This window comes from Streptomyces sp. NBC_01707 (genome assembly GCF_041438805.1).
Taxonomy (GTDB): domain Bacteria; phylum Actinomycetota; class Actinomycetes; order Streptomycetales; family Streptomycetaceae; genus Streptomyces.
The window spans coordinates 1,163,044-1,180,146 of record NZ_CP109190.1 but is presented as its reverse complement, the minus strand read 5'-3'; the positions used below and the strand labels follow the sequence as shown (position 1 = coordinate 1,180,146).

General features: G+C 69.2%; 14 protein-coding genes. 5 read left to right on the top strand and 9 right to left on the bottom strand.

The window, feature by feature from the left end; translation table 11 throughout:
* Positions 1–375: 375 nt before the first annotated feature.
* Both OG963_RS05515 and OG963_RS05510 read left to right on the top strand, forming a co-directional pair.
* Positions 376–2,406 (top strand): prolyl oligopeptidase family protein, encoded by a 2,031-nt coding sequence (locus OG963_RS05515; protein ID WP_176902107.1) that lies wholly within the window; start codon positions 376–378, stop codon positions 2,404–2,406.
* 185 nt (positions 2,407–2,591) lie between these two features.
* Positions 2,592–3,572, top strand: coding sequence for an aldo/keto reductase (locus OG963_RS05510; protein ID WP_093770794.1), 981 nt, complete (start codon positions 2,592–2,594; stop codon positions 3,570–3,572).
* Between the two features lie 154 nt (positions 3,573–3,726).
* Here the strand turns inward: OG963_RS05510 and OG963_RS05505 are convergent, their stop codons facing one another.
* From OG963_RS05505 to OG963_RS05495, 3 genes are all read right to left on the bottom strand, one after another.
* Positions 3,727–4,749, bottom strand: a complete 1,023-nt coding sequence (locus OG963_RS05505; RefSeq protein ID WP_093770796.1) for a YihY/virulence factor BrkB family protein — start codon at positions 4,747–4,749, stop codon at positions 3,727–3,729.
* A gap of 358 nt (positions 4,750–5,107) precedes the next feature.
* Positions 5,108–6,106 carry an NAD(P)H-dependent flavin oxidoreductase gene (locus OG963_RS05500; RefSeq protein WP_371798577.1) on the bottom strand — a complete coding sequence of 333 codons (999 nt, stop codon included), beginning with the start codon at positions 6,104–6,106 and terminating at the stop codon, positions 5,108–5,110.
* 163 nt (positions 6,107–6,269) lie between these two features.
* A complete protein-coding gene (locus OG963_RS05495) occupies positions 6,270–8,480 on the bottom strand; it encodes a SpoIIE family protein phosphatase (protein ID WP_093770800.1) in 2,211 nt (736 codons plus the stop codon).
* A gap of 247 nt (positions 8,481–8,727) precedes the next feature.
* Between OG963_RS05495 and OG963_RS05490 the strand changes: the two genes are divergently transcribed.
* Positions 8,728–10,086 carry a diacylglycerol kinase family protein gene (locus OG963_RS05490; protein WP_371798576.1) on the top strand — a complete coding sequence of 453 codons (1,359 nt, stop codon included), beginning with the start codon at positions 8,728–8,730 and terminating at the stop codon, positions 10,084–10,086.
* Between the two features lie 158 nt (positions 10,087–10,244).
* Here the strand turns inward: OG963_RS05490 and OG963_RS05485 are convergent, their stop codons facing one another.
* The 4 genes from OG963_RS05485 to OG963_RS05470 form a co-directional block, all read right to left on the bottom strand.
* Complete coding sequence (locus OG963_RS05485) at positions 10,245–10,637, bottom strand: hypothetical protein (RefSeq protein WP_093770804.1); 393 nt, start codon at positions 10,635–10,637, stop codon at positions 10,245–10,247.
* A 192-nt stretch (positions 10,638–10,829) separates the two neighbouring features.
* On the bottom strand, positions 10,830–11,606 hold the full coding sequence (locus OG963_RS05480; protein ID WP_371798575.1) for a maleylpyruvate isomerase family mycothiol-dependent enzyme: 777 nt from the start codon (positions 11,604–11,606) through the stop codon (positions 10,830–10,832).
* Positions 11,607–12,013: 407 nt separating this feature from the next.
* Positions 12,014–13,168, bottom strand: a complete 1,155-nt coding sequence (locus OG963_RS05475; RefSeq protein ID WP_093770808.1) for a magnesium and cobalt transport protein CorA — start codon at positions 13,166–13,168, stop codon at positions 12,014–12,016.
* Between the two features lie 242 nt (positions 13,169–13,410).
* Positions 13,411–13,971, bottom strand: coding sequence for a hemerythrin domain-containing protein (locus OG963_RS05470; protein ID WP_093770810.1), 561 nt, complete (start codon positions 13,969–13,971; stop codon positions 13,411–13,413).
* A gap of 228 nt (positions 13,972–14,199) precedes the next feature.
* Here OG963_RS05470 and OG963_RS05465 point away from each other — a divergent pair, with 228 nt between their 5' ends.
* Entirely contained in the window at positions 14,200–14,985 is a 786-nt protein-coding gene (locus tag OG963_RS05465) for a VOC family protein (protein WP_256223263.1), read from the top strand.
* Between the two features lie 154 nt (positions 14,986–15,139).
* Here the strand turns inward: OG963_RS05465 and OG963_RS05460 are convergent, their stop codons facing one another.
* Both OG963_RS05460 and OG963_RS05455 read right to left on the bottom strand, forming a co-directional pair.
* A complete protein-coding gene (locus OG963_RS05460) occupies positions 15,140–15,592 on the bottom strand; it encodes an SRPBCC family protein (protein ID WP_093770812.1) in 453 nt (150 codons plus the stop codon).
* 114 nt (positions 15,593–15,706) lie between these two features.
* The gene (locus OG963_RS05455; RefSeq protein WP_371798574.1) at positions 15,707–16,096 is read right to left on the bottom strand and encodes a hypothetical protein; all 390 of its coding nucleotides are present in this window, start codon (positions 16,094–16,096) and stop codon (positions 15,707–15,709) included.
* Between the two features lie 663 nt (positions 16,097–16,759).
* Here OG963_RS05455 and OG963_RS05450 point away from each other — a divergent pair.
* A complete protein-coding gene (locus tag OG963_RS05450; protein ID WP_093770816.1) occupies positions 16,760–17,032 on the top strand; it encodes a DUF5133 domain-containing protein in 273 nt (90 codons plus the stop codon).
* The last annotated feature ends 71 nt before the right edge of the window (positions 17,033–17,103 follow it).

Here is a 17,103-nt window from a genome sequence, read left to right as displayed (position 1 = left end):
TGTCTCACCCGGACCCGCGGATGCTGCGGCCTGACACACCGGTGGGCGCCGTAGGTTCGCGCCGAAGGACCTTCGGCTTTCCTGAACCCACGGGATCACGGCGCTGGAGTCCCGGTGCGGACACCAGCCGCACAGGAGCGGCCAGGTCTTTGTGACCGCGGACCGGTCTGCCCGTTTCCGAGCCTTCGTCGTGCACCACGTTCCTGGTCGGCGCGGCGAGCGCCGGTCGGGCGGGGCCGCCTCGGTGGTGGCCATCGGGTGCGTCCGGTACACCCGAGCGGACGCACCGGATGGCACCACGGCCGAGAGCGCAGGTCGGAGATTGGGTGGATGTGGGACCGCCAAGCGTTTCGGGCCTGCACAATTCGGCTTGTGATGGATGACGACCCGTACCTGTGGCTGGAAGACGTTGAGGGCGAGGCCGCGCTCGAGTGGGTGGCCGAGCGGAACGCCGAGACGGAGGCCGCGCTGGCTGTCGGCTCCGGGTTCGCTTCCTTGAAGGAGCGTCTGCGGGAGGTGCTGGACGCTTCGGACCGCATCCCGTACACCGTTCGTCGCGGAGAGTTCCTGTACAACTTCTGGCGGGACGCCGAGCACGTGCGTGGTGTGTGGCGGCGTACGACGATGGAGCGGTACCGCAAGGATGAACCGGAGTGGGAGGTCCTTCTCGACGTCGACGCGCTTGCTGCCGCGGAGGGCGAGAAGTGGGTGTGGGCCGGTGCGCGGGTACGACATCCCGCTTACGACCGGGCGCTTGTGTGTATGTCGCGCGACGGTGGTGATGCCGTGGTGGTCCGCGAATTCGACCTGGCCACTCGGGCTTTCGTCGAGGGTGGGTTCCAGGTGGGGGAGGCGAAGACGCGGATCGGGTGGGTCGACGCCGACACCGTCTTCATCGGCACTGACTTCGGACCGGGCTCGCTGACCGACGCCGGCTATCCGCGTACGGTTCGCAGGTGGCGACGCGGCACGCCGCTGGAGGAAGCGGCCCTGGTCTTCGAGGGCGAAACGGGAGATGTGGCGACCTGGGGCTGGCGCGACACCACACCCGGGTTCGAGCGGGACTTCGTCGGCCGGTTGCTGGACTTCTTCCACAGCGAGGTGTACGTCCTGGCCCCCGACGCCACGCTCGTCAGGATCGATGTTCCCGATGACGCCAGTACCCATGTCCATCGGCAGCACCTGCTGGTCACCTTGAAGTCCGACTGGCTCGGGCAGAGGGCGGGCTCTCTGCTGGCGTTCGACTTCGACGCCTTCCTGGCGGGCGATCGCACCGCGGAGGTGCTGTTCACCCCGGATGAGCGAACGGCTCTGACCGGGCACTCATGGACCCGCCACCATCTGATCCTGGAGACGATGCGCGACGTCAGCACGCGCATCGAAGTCATCACCCCGACCCCCGTCGGTGGGTGGACGCGCAAGCCGCTCGCGGACGTCCCGGCTCTGTCCACCGTCACCGTCACGGACACTGACCCGGACATCTCCGACGAGTACTTCCTGGACGTGTCGGGGTTCTTGCAGCCCTCCACCCTCTACCACGGGCGGATCGGGGCAGACACAGAGATCCTCAAGCAGGCTCCGGCCCGTTTCGACACGGCCGGTCTGGCGGCGGAGCAGTTCTTCGCGACCTCCAAGGACGGCACGCGGGTGCCGTACTTCGTGATCGGCCCCGACCGTTCCCTCGCCGGCCCGGGGCCCGCCCTGCTCCACGGATACGGCGGCTTCGAGGTCTCCCTCACCCCCTTCTACGACGCGGTGGCGGGACGGGCGTGGCTGGAGCGCGGTGGCACCCACGTGATCGCGAACATCCGAGGGGGCGGAGAGTACGGACCGGACTGGCACCAGGCCGCGCTCGGCGCGGACCGGCCGCGCGCCTTCGAGGACTTCGCGGCCGTCGCCGAAGACCTCATGGCGCGGGGCATCACCACCCCGGGCATGCTGGGCGCCGCGGGGGGCAGCAACGGCGGCCTGCTCATGGGTGCGATGGTCACCCGCTACCCGCACCTGTTCGGCGCGATCGTCGCTCGGGTACCTCTGCTGGACATGCTCCGCTTCCATAAGCTCCTCGCCGGCGCATCCTGGATCGCCGAGTACGGCAACCCGGACAACGAAGCCGATCATCCTCACCTGAGTGAGCTCTCCCCCTACCACCAGCTCACCGCGGACCAGATCTACCCGCCGGTTCTTCTGACGACCTCCACCCGTGACGACCGCGTCCACCCCGGCCATGCCCGCAAGGCGGCCGCGCGGCTGCGCGAACTCGGCCATCCGGTCCTGTTCCACGAGAACACCGGCGGTGGCCACGCGGGCGCCAGCGACAACGAACAGTCCGCTCACAACAACGCTCTGATGCATACGTTCTTGTGGCGGCATCTCACCCGACCGGTTCTGCCGGCCTCCGGCTGAACGCGCGGGACGCACCGGGTCCCGACAGGCGTCCGGTCTCAACTGCCGTGACCGGCACGGCTCCCCGGGCTCGAAGCCGGACCGGTGGCGGCGAGCCGTCGGTCGATCGACGCGGCGGACATGGAACTCCGGATCACTCGGGGGCCTTGCCCTCGTGTGCGCTCCAACTCGTAGCGTGCGTAGGCATGGAGAACAGAACGCTGGGGGACAGCGAGATCGAGGTCAGTGCGCTGGGATTCGGGTGCTGGGCCATCGGCGGTGAGTGGCAGGACACCGACGGGAACCCCCTCGGATGGGGAACCGTCGACGACCAGGAATCCATCGCGGCGATCCGACGGGCGATGGAGCTCGGGGTCACCTTTTTCGATACCGCGGACGTGTACGGCACCGGCCGCAGCGAGCGGGTACTGGGGCGGGCACTCGCGGGTCGGCGGGACGAGGTGGTCATCGCCACCAAGTGGGGCAACGTCTTCGACGAGGAGACCCGCACACTGATCGGTGAGGACGCGACCGTCGCGTACGCGCGCCGCGCACTGACCGCATCGCTGCGGCGGCTGGGCACCGATCGGATCGACGTCTACCAGCTGCATCTGGGCGACGTACCGCTGGGCCAGGCAACCGAACTGCGCGAAGCCTGCGAGGATTTCGTACGAGAAGGTCTTATTCGCGCGTACGCCTGGAGCACCGACGATCCCGGGCGAGCGGCGCTCTTCGCACACGGGGAGCACTGCGTAGGCGTCCAGCATGCGTGCAATGTGCTGGTGGACGCGCCTGAAATGCTGGCGTTGTGCGAGCAGCACGGACTCGCCTCCATCGTGCGCAGTCCACTCGCCATGGGGCTGCTCACCGGCAAGCAGGGCCCTTCGGGCCGCGGCGGGGCGGGGGACATCCGTTCCGTGCCGCCTGCGTGGCTGCGCTGGTTCGACGAGGGCGGCGTGCCGGCAGCGCAATGGAGGGCGCGCATCGACGCCGTACGGGACGTGCTCACCGCGGACGACCGCACGCTCGCACAGGGCGCACTCGCGTGGCTGTGGGCACGCAGCCCGCGGACGGTGCCGATCCCCGGCTTTCGCAGCGTCGCCCAGGCCGAGGAGAACGCCAGGGCGCTCCAGCGCGGCCCCCTGTCCGAGGCCCAGCTGTCCGAGGTGGCTGAACTGCTGCAGTAGGAGGTCCGGGGTTCGGCAGCTGACAGGAGCTACGGCGATACGTTCTTCGTGCGTCGTGGCGTGCGCGGGGTGTTCCCGTCCCGCGCACGCCATCTCTCCCTTGCACGGGACAGGAATCGGGCGCAGTCACAACATGCGACCGAAGCGGCCGGCATCAGAGCTTGCGGGTGTCGCGGGGCTCGGCATAAGGCTCGTCACCCGGAGGGTGGCCGCTGTCGATGGCACGCCCACGTTCGAGTTCGGCGTTGAACTCCAGCCCCAGCAGGATCGCGATGTTGGTGAGCCACAGCCAGATCAGCGCGACGATGGGGGTGGCGAAGGCACCGTAGGTCTTGTTGTAGCTGCTGAAGTTGGCGACGTAGAGGCCGAACAGCGCGGAGGCGATGAGCCAGATGACCACGGCCAGGACACCGCCGGGCACCACTCGCCGGATCTGCCGCTTGACGTTGGGGGCGGCCCAGTACAGCAGCATGATGATCAGAACGACCAGGACGAACATGACGGGCCACTTGGCGATGTTCCAAGCGGTCACCACGGTGTCGCCCAGCCCCAGGAACGACCCCATCTTCTTGGCCAGCGGGCCGGTGAAGACGACGCCGACCGCGGTGAGGGCCAGGAGGATCACCACGGCCACGGTGATGCCGAAGCGGACAGGCAACGTCTTCCAGACCGGCCGGCCCTCACCGATGTCGTAGACGATGTTGGATGCCCGCATGAAGGCAGCGACGTAGCCGGAGGCCGACCACAGCGCCAGGACGACACCGATGATCAACGCGAGCAGGGCTTTCCCCCGACCGCCTTTGAGCTGCTCCAGCACCGTGGTGAGGATCTCGCGCATGGACCCGGGCGCGCTGCTGGAGAGGTTCTTGATCAGTGAGTCGATGGTGGCAGGGCCCAGCAGACCCAGAATGGACACCAGAGCCAGCAGGGCCGGGAAGATCGCCAGGACTCCGTAGTAGGTCAGGGCGGCCGCCCAGTCCGTGAGGTTGTCCTCCTTGAACTCCCGCAATGTGCGCCTCACAGCGCCCTTGAACGAACCTCCTTCCGCGGCGTCTCCCCGGGATCGACCGCCGGCATCGTCGCCGTCGTGGGGCGGCCGGCCCGCGCCGCCGACGTGGTCTGCGCTGTTGACGTCATGGCGTGCGTGGTCCGGCCCGTCAGAGGATGGCGTTGCCATGACGACTCCTTCGTCCAGCGCCGGTGCTTGCGATGGCCGACGCGCTCAGTTGCACTCTGCTTCGCGTGCGTGCAACCCCGCTGCCTCCAGCAGGTGCGCAGAATGCAGCCCGCTGAGGCGGCCGAGAGGCCGCATCTCCATCACACTCACCGAGCCAGGTGCCGGCGACCGGATGGCGCCCATCCGGCCCAGCCGGCCCCACCTACGTGGAATGGATCACCGACGAGAAGCCAGGAAGGTGCGCGCGTCCGACGAACGCACCCTTGAGGGGCAGGGCCACAGGGGCCCTGCTGCCGATGAGCCGCCCGGTGTGTGACAACAGCGGCGGACGAAGACGGATCGCAGGCTGCCACGCCGATCAGGTTGCAGGTCGGCCCAGTAGCGAGCGGGGGCGCGAGTCCAGTACCGCTTCGGCCTCTTCGCTGATCGCGCGGACCACGTCAGCGGCCGGGCGCACACCATCGACGAAGGACGCCGACTGGCCGTAGATGATCTCGCTGGTGTCGGGGTCGGGAGCGACCCCGAAGGGGTCGGCGCCTTCCGCCGGCATGAATTCGTCCGCGTGGTCCCGCAACGTTGCTTCGCGCTCCGACCACTCGTCGGTGAACCGGTTGCGGCGGACGCGTTCGCCGATACCCATCGGCCACGGCAGTTCTGACACGATGTCGTAGGCCCGTGTCCACACGGTGTCGTCACCGTCGCTCTCGACGATCAGGCGCTTGTGGATGTCGTGTACTTCGACCGCCTCGGGCGTGGCGAGGAATGCCGTGCCCAGCCAGGCGCCGTCCGCACCGGCGGTGAGGACGGCCGCGAGCGTCCGTCCGTCGCCGATGCCGCCTGCGGCCAGCACCGGGACTTCGGGGTACCTCCGCACGATCCCGGTCAGGAACGGCAGCAGGCCCATCGTCCCGGTGTGACCGCCTGCCTCGTTGCCCTGTGCCACGAGGAGATCGGTTCCCGCGGCAACCGCGGCCTCGGCGTCTTTGTAGTTCTGGACCTGGCACATCACCCGGGCCCCCGCGGCCTTGGCCCGGCCAAGCCAGGGCTGGGGATCGGCGAACGACAATGCGACGACGTCCGGCCGCTCCTCCAGCGTGGCGTCGAACAGTGGCTCGGTGAAAGGGAGGAACGGCGTGATGAACCCGACTGCGAACGGGCGGTCCGTCGTGGCCCGGACGGTCGCGATCTCCGCGCGGATCCAGTCGGGCCCCTTCCAGGGATGCGTACCCCCGAAACAGCCGAGTCCACCGGCGGCGGAGACGGCGGCAGCGAGTGTCCCGCCGCTGTGCAAGGCCATGGGCGCCGACATCACCGGATGGGCAAGCCCGAACATATCGGTGAATCTCGTCTGCAACATGGCCGAACACTAGTGGATCGACGAATCGCTGATGGGCGGCATGTCACGAGGGCCGTTGGATGGCTGGTCGAGACGACTTCGCCACCCGGCATCGGCAGGCGCTCTGCCGCGGCGTGGCAGGGCAGGTTCCTGAGGGTGGCTCAGGCGATGACGGCACCGGGCGTCATCTGAGGACAGCGCTCTCTCGGAGGGCGGTAAACGCCTGCTCCGCCCAGATGACCTTGCCCTCGCGGCTGTGCCGGGTGCCCCAGCGCTCGGCGAGCTGAGCCACGAGCAGCAGGCCGCGGCCGCCTTCGTCGTAGGTCCGGGCGCGGCGCAGGTGCGGTGCGGTGCTGCTGGCGTCGAAGACCTCGCACGTCAGCGTGGACTCGAGGATGAGCCGCAGCTGGATGGGTTCCTTGCCGTAGCGGATCGCGTTGGTCACCAGTTCGCTGACCATGAGCTCCGTGGTGAAGGACAGCTCCTCAAGGCCCCACGCGGTCAGCGTGTCGGACGTGAAGCGGCGGGCTCCGGAGACGGCCGCGGGGTCGGAAGGGAGGTCCAACGCGGCGACATGGCCGGGGTCGAGGGCCCGGGTTCGCGCCACGAGGAGTGCGACGTCGTCGGCGGGACGGCCGGGCAGCAGGGCGGCAAGGAGCCGGTCGCAGATCTCGTCAGGTGGCCCCGGTGTTTCCGGCGCGCCGGCGAGGACGTCGCTCAACAGCGTGCGGGCGGTGTCCACGTCGCGCGTACGGCTCTGAATGAGGCCGTCGGTGAACAGGGCCAGCAGGCTGCCCTCGGGCAGTTCGAGCTGCGTGGTCTCGAAGGGCAGTCCGCCCAGACCCAGCGGGGGACCGATCGGCATCTCCGGGAACTCGACCGACCGGACGGCGAGGGCGTCGGCCTTGCTCTCCCGGGGAGTGACCACAGCCGGCAGTACGTGTCCTGCACTGGCCAGTGAGCACACACGGGAGACGGGGTCGTAGATAGCGTAGAGGCAGGTGGCGCTGGTCTCGTCCCCGTCCTGACCTGCCTCGTGTTCCTCGTGCTGGAGGCGGATGACCACGTCGTCCAGATGCGTGAGCAGTTCGTCCGGCATCAGGTCGATGTCGGCGAAGGCGCGGACCGCCGTCCGGAGGCGGCCCATGGTGGCGGCGGCGCGCAGACCGCGTCCGACGACATCGCCCACGACGAGGGCGACCCGGGCTCCGGACAGCGGAATGACGTCGTACCAGTCACCGCCCACCCCCGCGCGGGATCCACTGGGCAGGTAGCGGGTGGCCGCGACGACGGCGGACTGCTCCACCGCGTGCTGCGGCAGCAGGCTGCGCTGGAGGGTGAGCGCGGTGGACCGCTCGTGGGTGTACCGGCGGGCGTTGTCGATGGACACCGCCGCCCTGGCCGCGATCTCCTGGGCGAGGAGGAGATCGTCCTCGTCGAAGGGTGTCGCGCCTCCCGCACGGAAGAACTGGACGAGGCCCAAGGTCTCTCCGCGGGCCAGCAGGGGCAGCAGCAGGATCGCATGGAAGCCTCCTGGCGTTTCCGCCCCGCCGTGGTCGTCCGAATCCGCCGCCCACCATGCCGGAGGGCCGGAGCTCGCGACACGGTGCAGTGCGGGCCGGCCCGTGGCCAGGACGCGGGCCGGCTCCGATTCCGCCGGATAGGCGTGCGTCCGGCCGGAGGTGGCGGGGGACTCCGCGTCATCGCCCGATGCGGACCGCTGGGCGACGCGGCGGAGCAGTGACGGTTCCGACGGCTGGTAGGTGTCCTCGTCGTCGAGGACGGAGACGAGGAGGTCGACGGTGACGAGACCGGCGAAGTCGTCGGTGCCGACATCGGCCAGTTCCTGGGCGGTGCGGCCGATGTCCAGGGTGGTCCCGATCCGTCGGCTCGCCTCGTTGGTCAGGCGGAGCCGCCGCTGCAGCCGGCCGTCTCGTTCCTCTTGGTACGCCGCGACGACGTCCGCGGAACTGCGGTCCACGTACGCGAAACCCGCCGCTGTGAGCCGCATCGCAGCGGCGTTGATCAGCTCCGGGTCGCCGGTGAGCCGGGGAACCTCTGCCTGGATCAGCTCGAGCAGGCCGACGTGGCCGAGCCGGTAGGCGTACAGGAGCGTGCTGATCGGCACTCCGTTCCGGGCGAAACTGCGCGCGATCTCAAGAGACTGGGGTGGTGCCGCGACCTCGGACGCGTCGAGGCCGTGTTCCAGTACGTCCAGAAAGGCGGCGACGTGCCCGGCCAGCTCCTCCGGTGCGAGGGCGCCGATGTCCTCGTACTGAGACAGTTCGGGAAGCTCGCTGCGCATGCGCTGCAGCAGGGCCTCGCCCGACTCGTTCGTCCGCGGTCTGAGCTCTTGAGCCAGACGGCAGAGGAACGCGTCGACATCGGTCCTCATAAGGGCATTGTGCGGAAGCAGGTGAACCCCTGCCACCGGGTGAGGCGGCGCCTCCCTCCAAGGGGTGATCGATGGCGGACGCCGAGCGCAGTTCTCGACGGGCCGCCTACGACCGTGTGAGGGGGCGAGCGCGCGGGGCCGTCCGCTGGATCTTCACGGCTGCGCTGGGATGCTCGCGGGTCCGGGAGCATGCAGGCTGGTTCCCCGGACCGGGCTCGCGGTCGAACAGGGCTGTGGGGAGGACGCCATGGGCAGGACGCGCACGACGGGCCCCGAGGGGAGTGGGGCCGCGGGGCTGCCGGCTCGTCTGGCCGTGCTCGCGGCGGCGGGTTCCGTGGTAGTGCTCGTGCTTCAGCTGGGGGAGGGTGGGCTGGTCGTAGTCGGCGCCGGGCTCCTCGGGCTGGTCGTCTGCGCCGTCGGCGTGTGGTGGTTCGTGGCGCACCGCGGAGTGGTGCGGCTGATCGGTGCGCTCCTTGCGGTCGCGGCCCCCGTCGGCGTCCTGATGCTCTTGGCGCACGACGGCCTGTGGCTGACCGCTCTGGTCCTCTTTCTGTGCTGGAGTGCTGCCCTGGCCTGCGCCAGGGCAGCACTGCGCAGGTCGCGTCCGGAGCGATCGCGGCCGGCGATCGTCGTGCCCCCACCCAACCAGCCGGTCCTGATCATGAATCCGAGGTCCGGGGGCGGGAAGGTCGGCCGCTTCGGGCTGGTCGAACGGGCGGAGGAGCTCGGTGCGCGGGTGATCCTGCTCGACCCCTCCGCCCCGGCCGACGTCGCCGCGCTGGCCCGGCAGGCCGTAGCCGACGGTGCGGACCTGCTCGGAGTCGCGGGCGGCGACGGCACCCAGGCCCTGGTCGCGGCAGTCGCCGCCGAGCACGACCTGCCGTTCCTCGTGGTTTGCGCCGGCACCCGCAACCACTTCGCCATGGACCTGGGCCTGGACCGCTCCGACCCTTCCCGCTGCCTCGACGCGCTGACCGACGGCGAGGAACTCCGGGTCGACCTCGGCGACGTCGCGGGCCGGGCCTTCGTCAACACCGTGTCCTTCGGGGTCTACGCCGACGTCGTTCAACGGCCCGAGTACCGCGACGACAAGGCGGGCACGGCGCTGACCCTGATGCCGGACCTGCTGCTCGGCGAAGGGGTCCGACGGCTCGACGCACAGGTCGACGGCACCGTTCTCGCCTCCCAGCAGGCACTGCTGGTCAGCAACAACCCGTACGCCTCACCCGACGATCTCAGGCGTGGCGGCTGCCGGCCCCGGCTGGACGACGGCGAACTGGGTGTGCTCGGGATCCGGGTGGAGGACGCGACGCAGGCCGCCGACCTGGCCCTGCGGGGCTCCCAGTCCACGGGGCTGACCGTCATGACCGCACAGCGGGTCGAGGTCACCACCGGCAGGGACGAGATCCCCGTCGCGGTCGACGGCGAGGCGCTGCGGATGCCCACCCCGGTGGTGTGCACGCTGCGCCCAGGTGCGCTGCGGGTCCTGGTGCCGCGCGACCGGCCGGGCGTCGTCGTACCGCCGCCGTCCGTGAACTGGCGACGGATCATCGACCTCGCCATCGGCCGTACCGGGCGGGCCGCCGATGGGCGGGCCGGCGCCTGACGGATGACGAACGCGGTCGTCAACGGGGTGCAGCCGGCACCGTTCCGGCAGCCACCACTGATCTGTCGTTCACCACCGATGTTGAGACGATCGCCGTCGACAAGGGGTTCGAAGGGCGCCATCTGAAGCCAGCCCTTCTCCTGGAAGAGCTTGCCGTGCTAGCCGCCACCATCGAGAACGTCGCCCGCAGGCTTAGCGACCTCACCAGCCAGCCGGTCCCTGAACGCACCACGTCTGCTCGCGAACTCGGTGAGGAGGCCGTCACTCTCCGGGACCGGCGCGATCACCTCCTCCAGCAGCGCACTGAGCCCTACACCCAGGCCCAGCGCATGCTCACGGGCGAACTGATCCTGCGTCAGGACCTCACACCCGCCGACGCACGCGACGCCGTCGAGGCGCTGCTCGGCAGAGAAGGAGTGGGACGCGACCTGATGAGGCTGCTGAGTCTGCAAGGCGAATGGCTGCAGCGCATCGGTACGGACCAGAACCTGATCATCACATTCCATCGCACCCAGCAGGTCGTCGATGCCGCCCGCCGCATCGGCGTACAACTCGGGGGTCCGATGTGCGTCGGTGTGGGCGTGATGGAACGCGACACGTGCTGTCCGATGAAGTCCGGCGCGACCTGCGCAGTCCAACCCCGAGGCCGCCTCGCGGGTTTGAGCCCGGTGCCGCGACTGACGAACCTGGCGAAGAGTCGTCTCCTACCGGCTCGAGGCGCGGCCGACCGCCCCCGCTACGTCCTACTCCTCCGGCTCCCAGGCGCGGAGCAGGTCGAGCAGCCCTGGGTCTCCGTCAACGTGCAAGGAGTCGGCCTGGATACGGTCGTACAAGTAGAGGACCAACTCACTGGCTGTGCCATGGATGGAGGCGCCGGCTGCGGCAGTGGGCGCGGGGATGCGGGTGGAGCGTGCGCCGTCACCGTCGACCGTGAGGCGCCAGGAGCGGCCCTCGGCGGTGTGGAAGTCGAAGGCCGTGGGCTTGTGCGGCCAGGCGCTGGGCGTCGCGACGCAGGTGAACAGGAACTCCTCGACACCGTCGAATGCGACCTCGGCAGGCAGCGGCTGCGGGGCGCCCGCGGCGAGCTGGGCGTCGTAGGTGTGCACCGCGCTCTCCTGGACCCGGTGCCGGGCGACTCCGCCAGAGGTCCGCGGCGTCTGCAGGGCACTCCACCACGCCCAGCAGCCGACGTCCGGTCCTGCCTCGCGCAGGGCGCTCAGCAGAAGCTGCGTCGACGCGGCCAGCCAGGTCAGCAGGGCCTCACGCTCCCGCGGCACTTCCAGAGCGGCGCGCGCAGCGGCGGCCTCGGCCGGGGGAGCTTCGGCAGGCCCCGCGCCGACGATGGCGGCCCAGAAACGGTCTCCCCCACCCAGGTGCTTCACCAGATCGAACAGCGTCCACCCGGGGCAGGTCGGCACCTGTGCATCGAGACTGGGCGCGGCGGCGACCGCGGTGCGGAAGGCGGTCGACCGTTCATCGATCAGTCGCAGGAGGTCAGGGAACTCAAGACTCTTTTCCACGCCGGTTATCTATCACCGTGCTCCGGCGATCGGACAGCGATTTTTCACATCACGGTCGCCGCCGGTCGGCCACTGCCGACTTCGTCCTCGCCTCCCACCGCTCGGGTGACATGCTGCGCACTGCTGCGAGGACGTGCCGTTCCTGTGGGTGCTCTGGGCCTTGCCGTGCGGCCGGTCACCCCGGCGACGTGTCCACCCGGTGCGCGCGGTCGTGCTGTGTTCGCCGGCACTCTCGGTGACGGTCAACGGGGGCTGTCCGACTCAAGCTGAAGCACGCGGAACGAGGGGAGCAGCAGGTGGGAGAGGCACGGCTCGCTCCCTGGCACGCGCATTCTCCCCAGAGCCGCGGATTGACCCCTCGGTGACGTTTGCTGTAGCGAATGTGACCAGTGGCGCTCGCCCGCCGTCTACAGCCAGTCCCGCTTCTTGAAGATCACGTACAAGCTCGTGCACACCACCGCCATCAGCACGAGCGCGAACGGGTACCCGGTCGCCCAGTGCAACTCCGGCATGTTGTCGAAGTTCATCCCGTAGATGGTCCCCACCAACGTGGGTGCGAACAGGATCGCCGCCCACGACGAGATCTTCTTGATCTCGTCGTTCTGTGCGTGGCCGGCCTCGGCCAGTTGCTTCATCTCCTCGTTCTGGGCCTGAGTGACCAGAGTGGCGTTGACGGTGAGGATGTCGCCGAGCATCTCGCGGAAGCCGTCCACGCGCTCGACCACGGTGGTGTCGTGGTCGGCGACGTCACGCAGGTAACGCTGAAGCTCCTCGTCCGTGCCGTACTTCTCGAAACCGGCCTCGAGCCCGCGCATGATGGTCAGGAGCGGCCGGGTGGCCCGCTGGAACTCGACGACTTCGCGCGAGAGTTCGTAGATGCGGCGGGAGACCTTCGGGTCGCCGCCGAACACCTCGGTCTCGATCTCGTCGATGTCGTGCTGGAGGCCCGCCACCACGGGGGCGTAACCGTCGACCACCGCGTCCAGGATCGCGTACAGAACGGCCTCGGGGCCCAGCGCCAGCAGCTCGGGGTCGCCCTCCAGTCGCTTGCGGACGATGGCCAGGTCGGGTGCCTGGCTGTGCCGTACGGTCAGCACGAATCCGGGACCGACGAACAGATGGAGTTCCCCGAAGTCCACCTCCTCGGCCTCGTCCATGTATCGGGCCGAGCGCAGCACGACGAAAAGGGTGTCCCCGTAGCGCTCCAGTTTCGGCCGCTGGTGGGCCACGATGGCGTCCTCGACGGCCAGCTCGTGCAGCCCGAACTGCCCGGCCGCCTCCCACAGCTGCGCTGGAGAGGGCCGGTACAGCCCGATCCACGCCATGGTGCCCGGCTCCCCCGGAAGCCGCTCGTAGATCTCCTCCAGCGTCGAGGGCGTCGCGATCCGCCGCCCGTCACGGTAGATGGCCGCGTCCACCACGCTGCGGGCCAGAGACGCTGGGGGCTCTTCCTGCTCGGCCCGAGGATCCATCGAATGCTCGGGGGCCGGGTCCGGCCCGTGTCCGCCCGGGCTCAGCGGCCACTTACCTGCTCGGGCGGCACGCGATCGCCAATCGGACATGACAGAAACCTCCAGAAGGAAACCCACCCGAGTTCGGTCCGTGGCGGCTCCGAATCAGGTGGTACCTGGCCGGGCGAGGTCTCCTGCAAACCGGCTCTCGGCACAGAACAGCCTATTTGCTCTCGTGCTGCCGCGCGATGGATTCACCCGCGCACGGCATGGCACGGCACCCACCTTCGCGGGGACGGGTGGGGCATGCCGGCCGCGATCAGAACCGGTTCGTCACGGTCTGTTGAGGGTGTTCAGCTCTTGCCGCGTCCGGTCAGTAGGTCGCGTGCCCGGTCCACCAGGCCGACGCCGGGGCCCACCAGCCTGTTGCCGGGCGGGGTGTCCGGGGCGGCGGGATGCGGGCGGGTGGGGGCCGTCCTCTTCGCTGTGCGGACCTTGTCGCCCAGTTCGTTCAGAGCTTCGGGGGTGCAGGCCGCGACGAGGAGAGGGAACAGCCGCTCCTCTTCGTCGCGGATGTGCTCGCTCACCTCGAGCCTCAGCTTCGCCACCAAGTGGTCGAACTGCGGGTCGTCCGCAGCAAGGCCCTCCAGGTCCTTCAGATGCTGTTCCGCCTCTGCGTGATCCGCGATCTCCTTGTCCGCGATCCAGTCCCCGCCGTCAACGTGCTTGCGCACCGCCGGGTACAGGTGCATCTCCTCGGCGACGGAATGACGTACCAGTTCAATGGTCAGTTCATCGGCCAGCTTCCGGCGCCGCTTGTCGCCGACCGGCTGTGCCTCGATCTTCTCGAACAATTCGTCGACCTCGCGGTGGTCGGTGGTGAGTTCCGCGATCACATTTCCGCCGTGACCCATAAGAGCGATCCCTTCGCTTGTATGGCGTGAGCTGAAGGCAGCTCACCGTTCCACACGCGTACCCCCGGAGCTCTTCAACACGCACACCGGCGCGGCACGCCGGGGGACTGACGGTAGGGCCAAGCCCTCGTGTCCCGGCCGGTACGGCGCCGAGCGCCAGTGGCTCGACCTCCCCGGCGTTACTGTGGGACATGCCGGTGGTACGTCACGGCGGAGGAGATGGCAGGCATGTCAACTTCAAGCCACGCGATGTTCGGCGCTCCGTGCTGGGTCAGCCTCATGACCCGTGATCTCGAAGCGGCCCAGCAGTTCTACGGTTCTGTCCTCGACTGGACGTTCCGCCCCGCTCGGCTCGGGGACGCCTTCTCCGTCGGTCTTCACGAGGGGATTCCGGTCGCCGGCATTGGCGCACTCGCACGGGATCTTGCTGTGGCCGTGGCGTGGACACCTTATTTCGCCGTCGACGACGCCGACGTGACCACAGCACGGATCCGCGAACGCTGCGCCACTCTGGCCGTCGGCCCCCTGTCGTTCGGCACCGGCCGGGCGGCACTGGCCGCGGACCGCGATGGCGCAGTCTTCGGGATCTGGGAGGGAGAGGTCATCCCGGACTGGGGGGTGGGTCGCAAAGGGGCCCCCGCTTGGCTCGAACTGCGTACCAGAGATGCCTTCGATGCCGCCATCTTCTACGGCGAGGTCCTCGACTGGGGCTGCGAGCGGCCGGGCTGCTGCCAAGTCGCCTACGAAGACGATCACGTCGTACTCCGTCACGGCGAGGACACGGTGGCACGGCTCAGCGGCGGGGCCATGGAGGCCGCTCCCGACCCGCAGGTGCGACCGCGCTGGCACGTCCATTTCCGGGTGTCCGACATCGAGGCCGCGAGTCGGACGGCCACCGTCCTCGGAGGAAGCAGCGTCTCTCCCGTGGAGCAATCCGAGACCGACCGCTGGGTCACGCTGCGTGATCCGGACGGTGGACTGTTCACCGTCACGTCACCCCGGTTCGACGGCTGAACCCTCAAGATGCGGGTTCACCGGGCATCCGCCGACACGCGGCCGAGGCCCCGAACGGCCCGAAGAGCGGACGACACGCGGGCTCTTCGACCGGTTCGGAGCCGTCCCGGACGGACAGTTGTTCCGTACCGTCCTGCGGTCGGTCGGCTGTCCGTCACGGGTGGTCGGCGTCGGGCGGCATGTCCTCGACGACCCGGGCGAGCCGCCCGAGCATGGTGCGGTGCCGGATCTGCAGGACGGCGTCGAGCGCGGCGTTGTGGAACATCCCTCCCGGCCCGCGCAACGGGTGTTCGTCGACAATCACGAGCGTGTTGTCGCCCCAGGACCGGATGTCGAACGCGATTCGTGCGGTGCCGAGCGGACCGTTGTCCGCCTCGAGTTCGAGCACACCCGGCCGATCGATGCGACGGACGGTGGTGTGGCCCTCGAACTCCTTGGGGCCGAGACGCACCGTGTAGTGGATCGAAGATCCGAGCTCGGGCCATCGGCCTTCCCCCGGGCCGGTTTTGTGCGTGCCGACGACCCAGTCGCCGTAGCGCGTTTCGTCCTCGAGGAGGGACCACACCACACCTGGCTTACGGAGGATGAGCTGGTGCCGTACGGCCATGATTCCTCCCACGCATGGGCATCGACGTCGAGTTCCTTCGGCTGCCCGGCCGTCGGCGGCAGGCTCACAGCACCGATTCCGACCGCGAGCCCGGCATGATCCGACCGAGTGCGCTCAGCCCTGCCTGGACTTCTTGTCCGGAGGATCCTGAGGATCCACCCCGGTGGTTGCCGAGGCGTCCTTGCTGCCGCTGGGGCGCTGTGAACGGCCTCTGCGACCCGTGTCGTGCATGCCCTCTTCGGAGCCCTTGGCGCGCTCTTCGCCTCTGCGGCCGGTGCTTTTCGCGGTGTCCCCGGCGACGTCCTGGCTTTCCTCTTTGGAGATCTTCCTGCCGGGTCCCGGGCCGGGTGCGTGCTCCTCGAGGTGGAAGGAGCGATGCGCGCTCGGGTTGTCCTGCTGGCGGGTCTCGTCCACGTCCGACGCCCAGCCGTGCTGCTGGGTTCCTTTGTGCCGGCTCGGACCTTCGCCGTGTGGCGGCGGGGATGGCTTCGGATGGTTGGCCATGAGTGGGCCTGCCTGCCTGTGGGGGTGGGATTCGGTCTGCGTACGCGAAACGCTCCGCAGCTCCCTTGCAGAAAATTCTCCCATTCATTACGAAAGTGGGCATACCGGGTCGATATCGCATAGCTCCGAGTGGGCGCACGAGAGGCGACTCAATTTTCGAACAATTGTTCGGCCGCGTGAGAGGGCTTTGTCAGGCAGCTCCGCCCGTCGGAAGTGCGCACATCCGAGGGAGCGGGGGAGGTCGGCGCCGGAGAGGGCTCACTGATCGTGGCCGACGCCTCGTATGCATAGACCGGAGATGCGGCCGGCGGGCCGAGCGAGCCGGCCGCCGGCGTCTCCTGGGGCGGCCGGCCATGCTCGGGCACCGCCCCACCACTGCGGATTCCGCCCCCACCACTGCGGGTCGGGGAGCACCTGAAGTGCGGGGGAGGGCAGTGTCGTCGCCCGCACGGCGAATGCGGCGAGAGGGGAAGAGGCCAAGGGCACAACCCGTGAGCACAGGTGACGCATGTGAGCCGTCGTCACTTCGCGGTCCGACATGGCCCGTCCTCCTCCGTACCGTCGCCGCGGTCGCACAGTCGGAAGTGTGGCCGCCGCAGCCGGGGGTACTCGGCCGGTCAGGCCTAGGGGCCCGTCCGGAGTTGTCGAGCGTAAGGACCGTTCATGTTGATGGCGCACCCGGCCGTACTGCGGAACCTGATCGAGCAGTACGAGACCCTGATGGTGCTGGAGGCCGAGAGCGGAGCTCGTGATGCCCGGCGGCGGATGGGTGATGTGGCATACACGCTGTGTGTCGCCACGGGCACGGGCGACATCGACAGTGCGCTGGTGGCCGCCCGTCATCAGTTGCCGGGGGCCCGACCTCAGGATGACTCCCTGCTCGTGGCCCGGCCCGTGAACCTGCCGTCAGGCGCAATCGCAGGCATCCTGAGATGACTGGAGCTGTCCGACAGGACGGCGTGACCGGGGTGGGTGTCTCCACACGGTTCACGGCCGTCCGTGCCGCG

What these genes read in the sequence shown, in the direction of transcription:
- OG963_RS05515 (WP_176902107.1), top strand. Translation starts at nt 376, where the DNA reads ATGGATGACGACCCGTACCTGTGGCTGGAAGACGTTGAGGGCGAGGCC.
- OG963_RS05510 (WP_093770794.1), top strand. Translation starts at nt 2,592, where the DNA reads ATGGAGAACAGAACGCTGGGGGACAGCGAGATCGAGGTCAGTGCGCTG.
- OG963_RS05505 (WP_093770796.1), bottom strand. Translation starts at nt 4,749, where the DNA reads ATGGCAACGCCATCCTCTGACGGGCCGGACCACGCACGCCATGACGTC.
- OG963_RS05500 (WP_371798577.1), bottom strand. Translation starts at nt 6,106, where the DNA reads ATGTTGCAGACGAGATTCACCGATATGTTCGGGCTTGCCCATCCGGTG.
- OG963_RS05495 (WP_093770800.1), bottom strand. Translation starts at nt 8,480, where the DNA reads ATGAGGACCGATGTCGACGCGTTCCTCTGCCGTCTGGCTCAAGAGCTC.
- OG963_RS05490 (WP_371798576.1), top strand. Translation starts at nt 8,728, where the DNA reads ATGGGCAGGACGCGCACGACGGGCCCCGAGGGGAGTGGGGCCGCGGGG.
- OG963_RS05475 (WP_093770808.1), bottom strand. Translation starts at nt 13,168, where the DNA reads ATGTCCGATTGGCGATCGCGTGCCGCCCGAGCAGGTAAGTGGCCGCTG.
- OG963_RS05470 (WP_093770810.1), bottom strand. Translation starts at nt 13,971, where the DNA reads ATGGGTCACGGCGGAAATGTGATCGCGGAACTCACCACCGACCACCGC.
- OG963_RS05465 (WP_256223263.1), top strand. Translation starts at nt 14,200, where the DNA reads ATGTCAACTTCAAGCCACGCGATGTTCGGCGCTCCGTGCTGGGTCAGC.
- OG963_RS05460 (WP_093770812.1), bottom strand. Translation starts at nt 15,592, where the DNA reads ATGGCCGTACGGCACCAGCTCATCCTCCGTAAGCCAGGTGTGGTGTGG.
- OG963_RS05455 (WP_371798574.1), bottom strand. Translation starts at nt 16,096, where the DNA reads ATGGCCAACCATCCGAAGCCATCCCCGCCGCCACACGGCGAAGGTCCG.
- OG963_RS05450 (WP_093770816.1), top strand. Translation starts at nt 16,760, where the DNA reads ATGTTGATGGCGCACCCGGCCGTACTGCGGAACCTGATCGAGCAGTAC.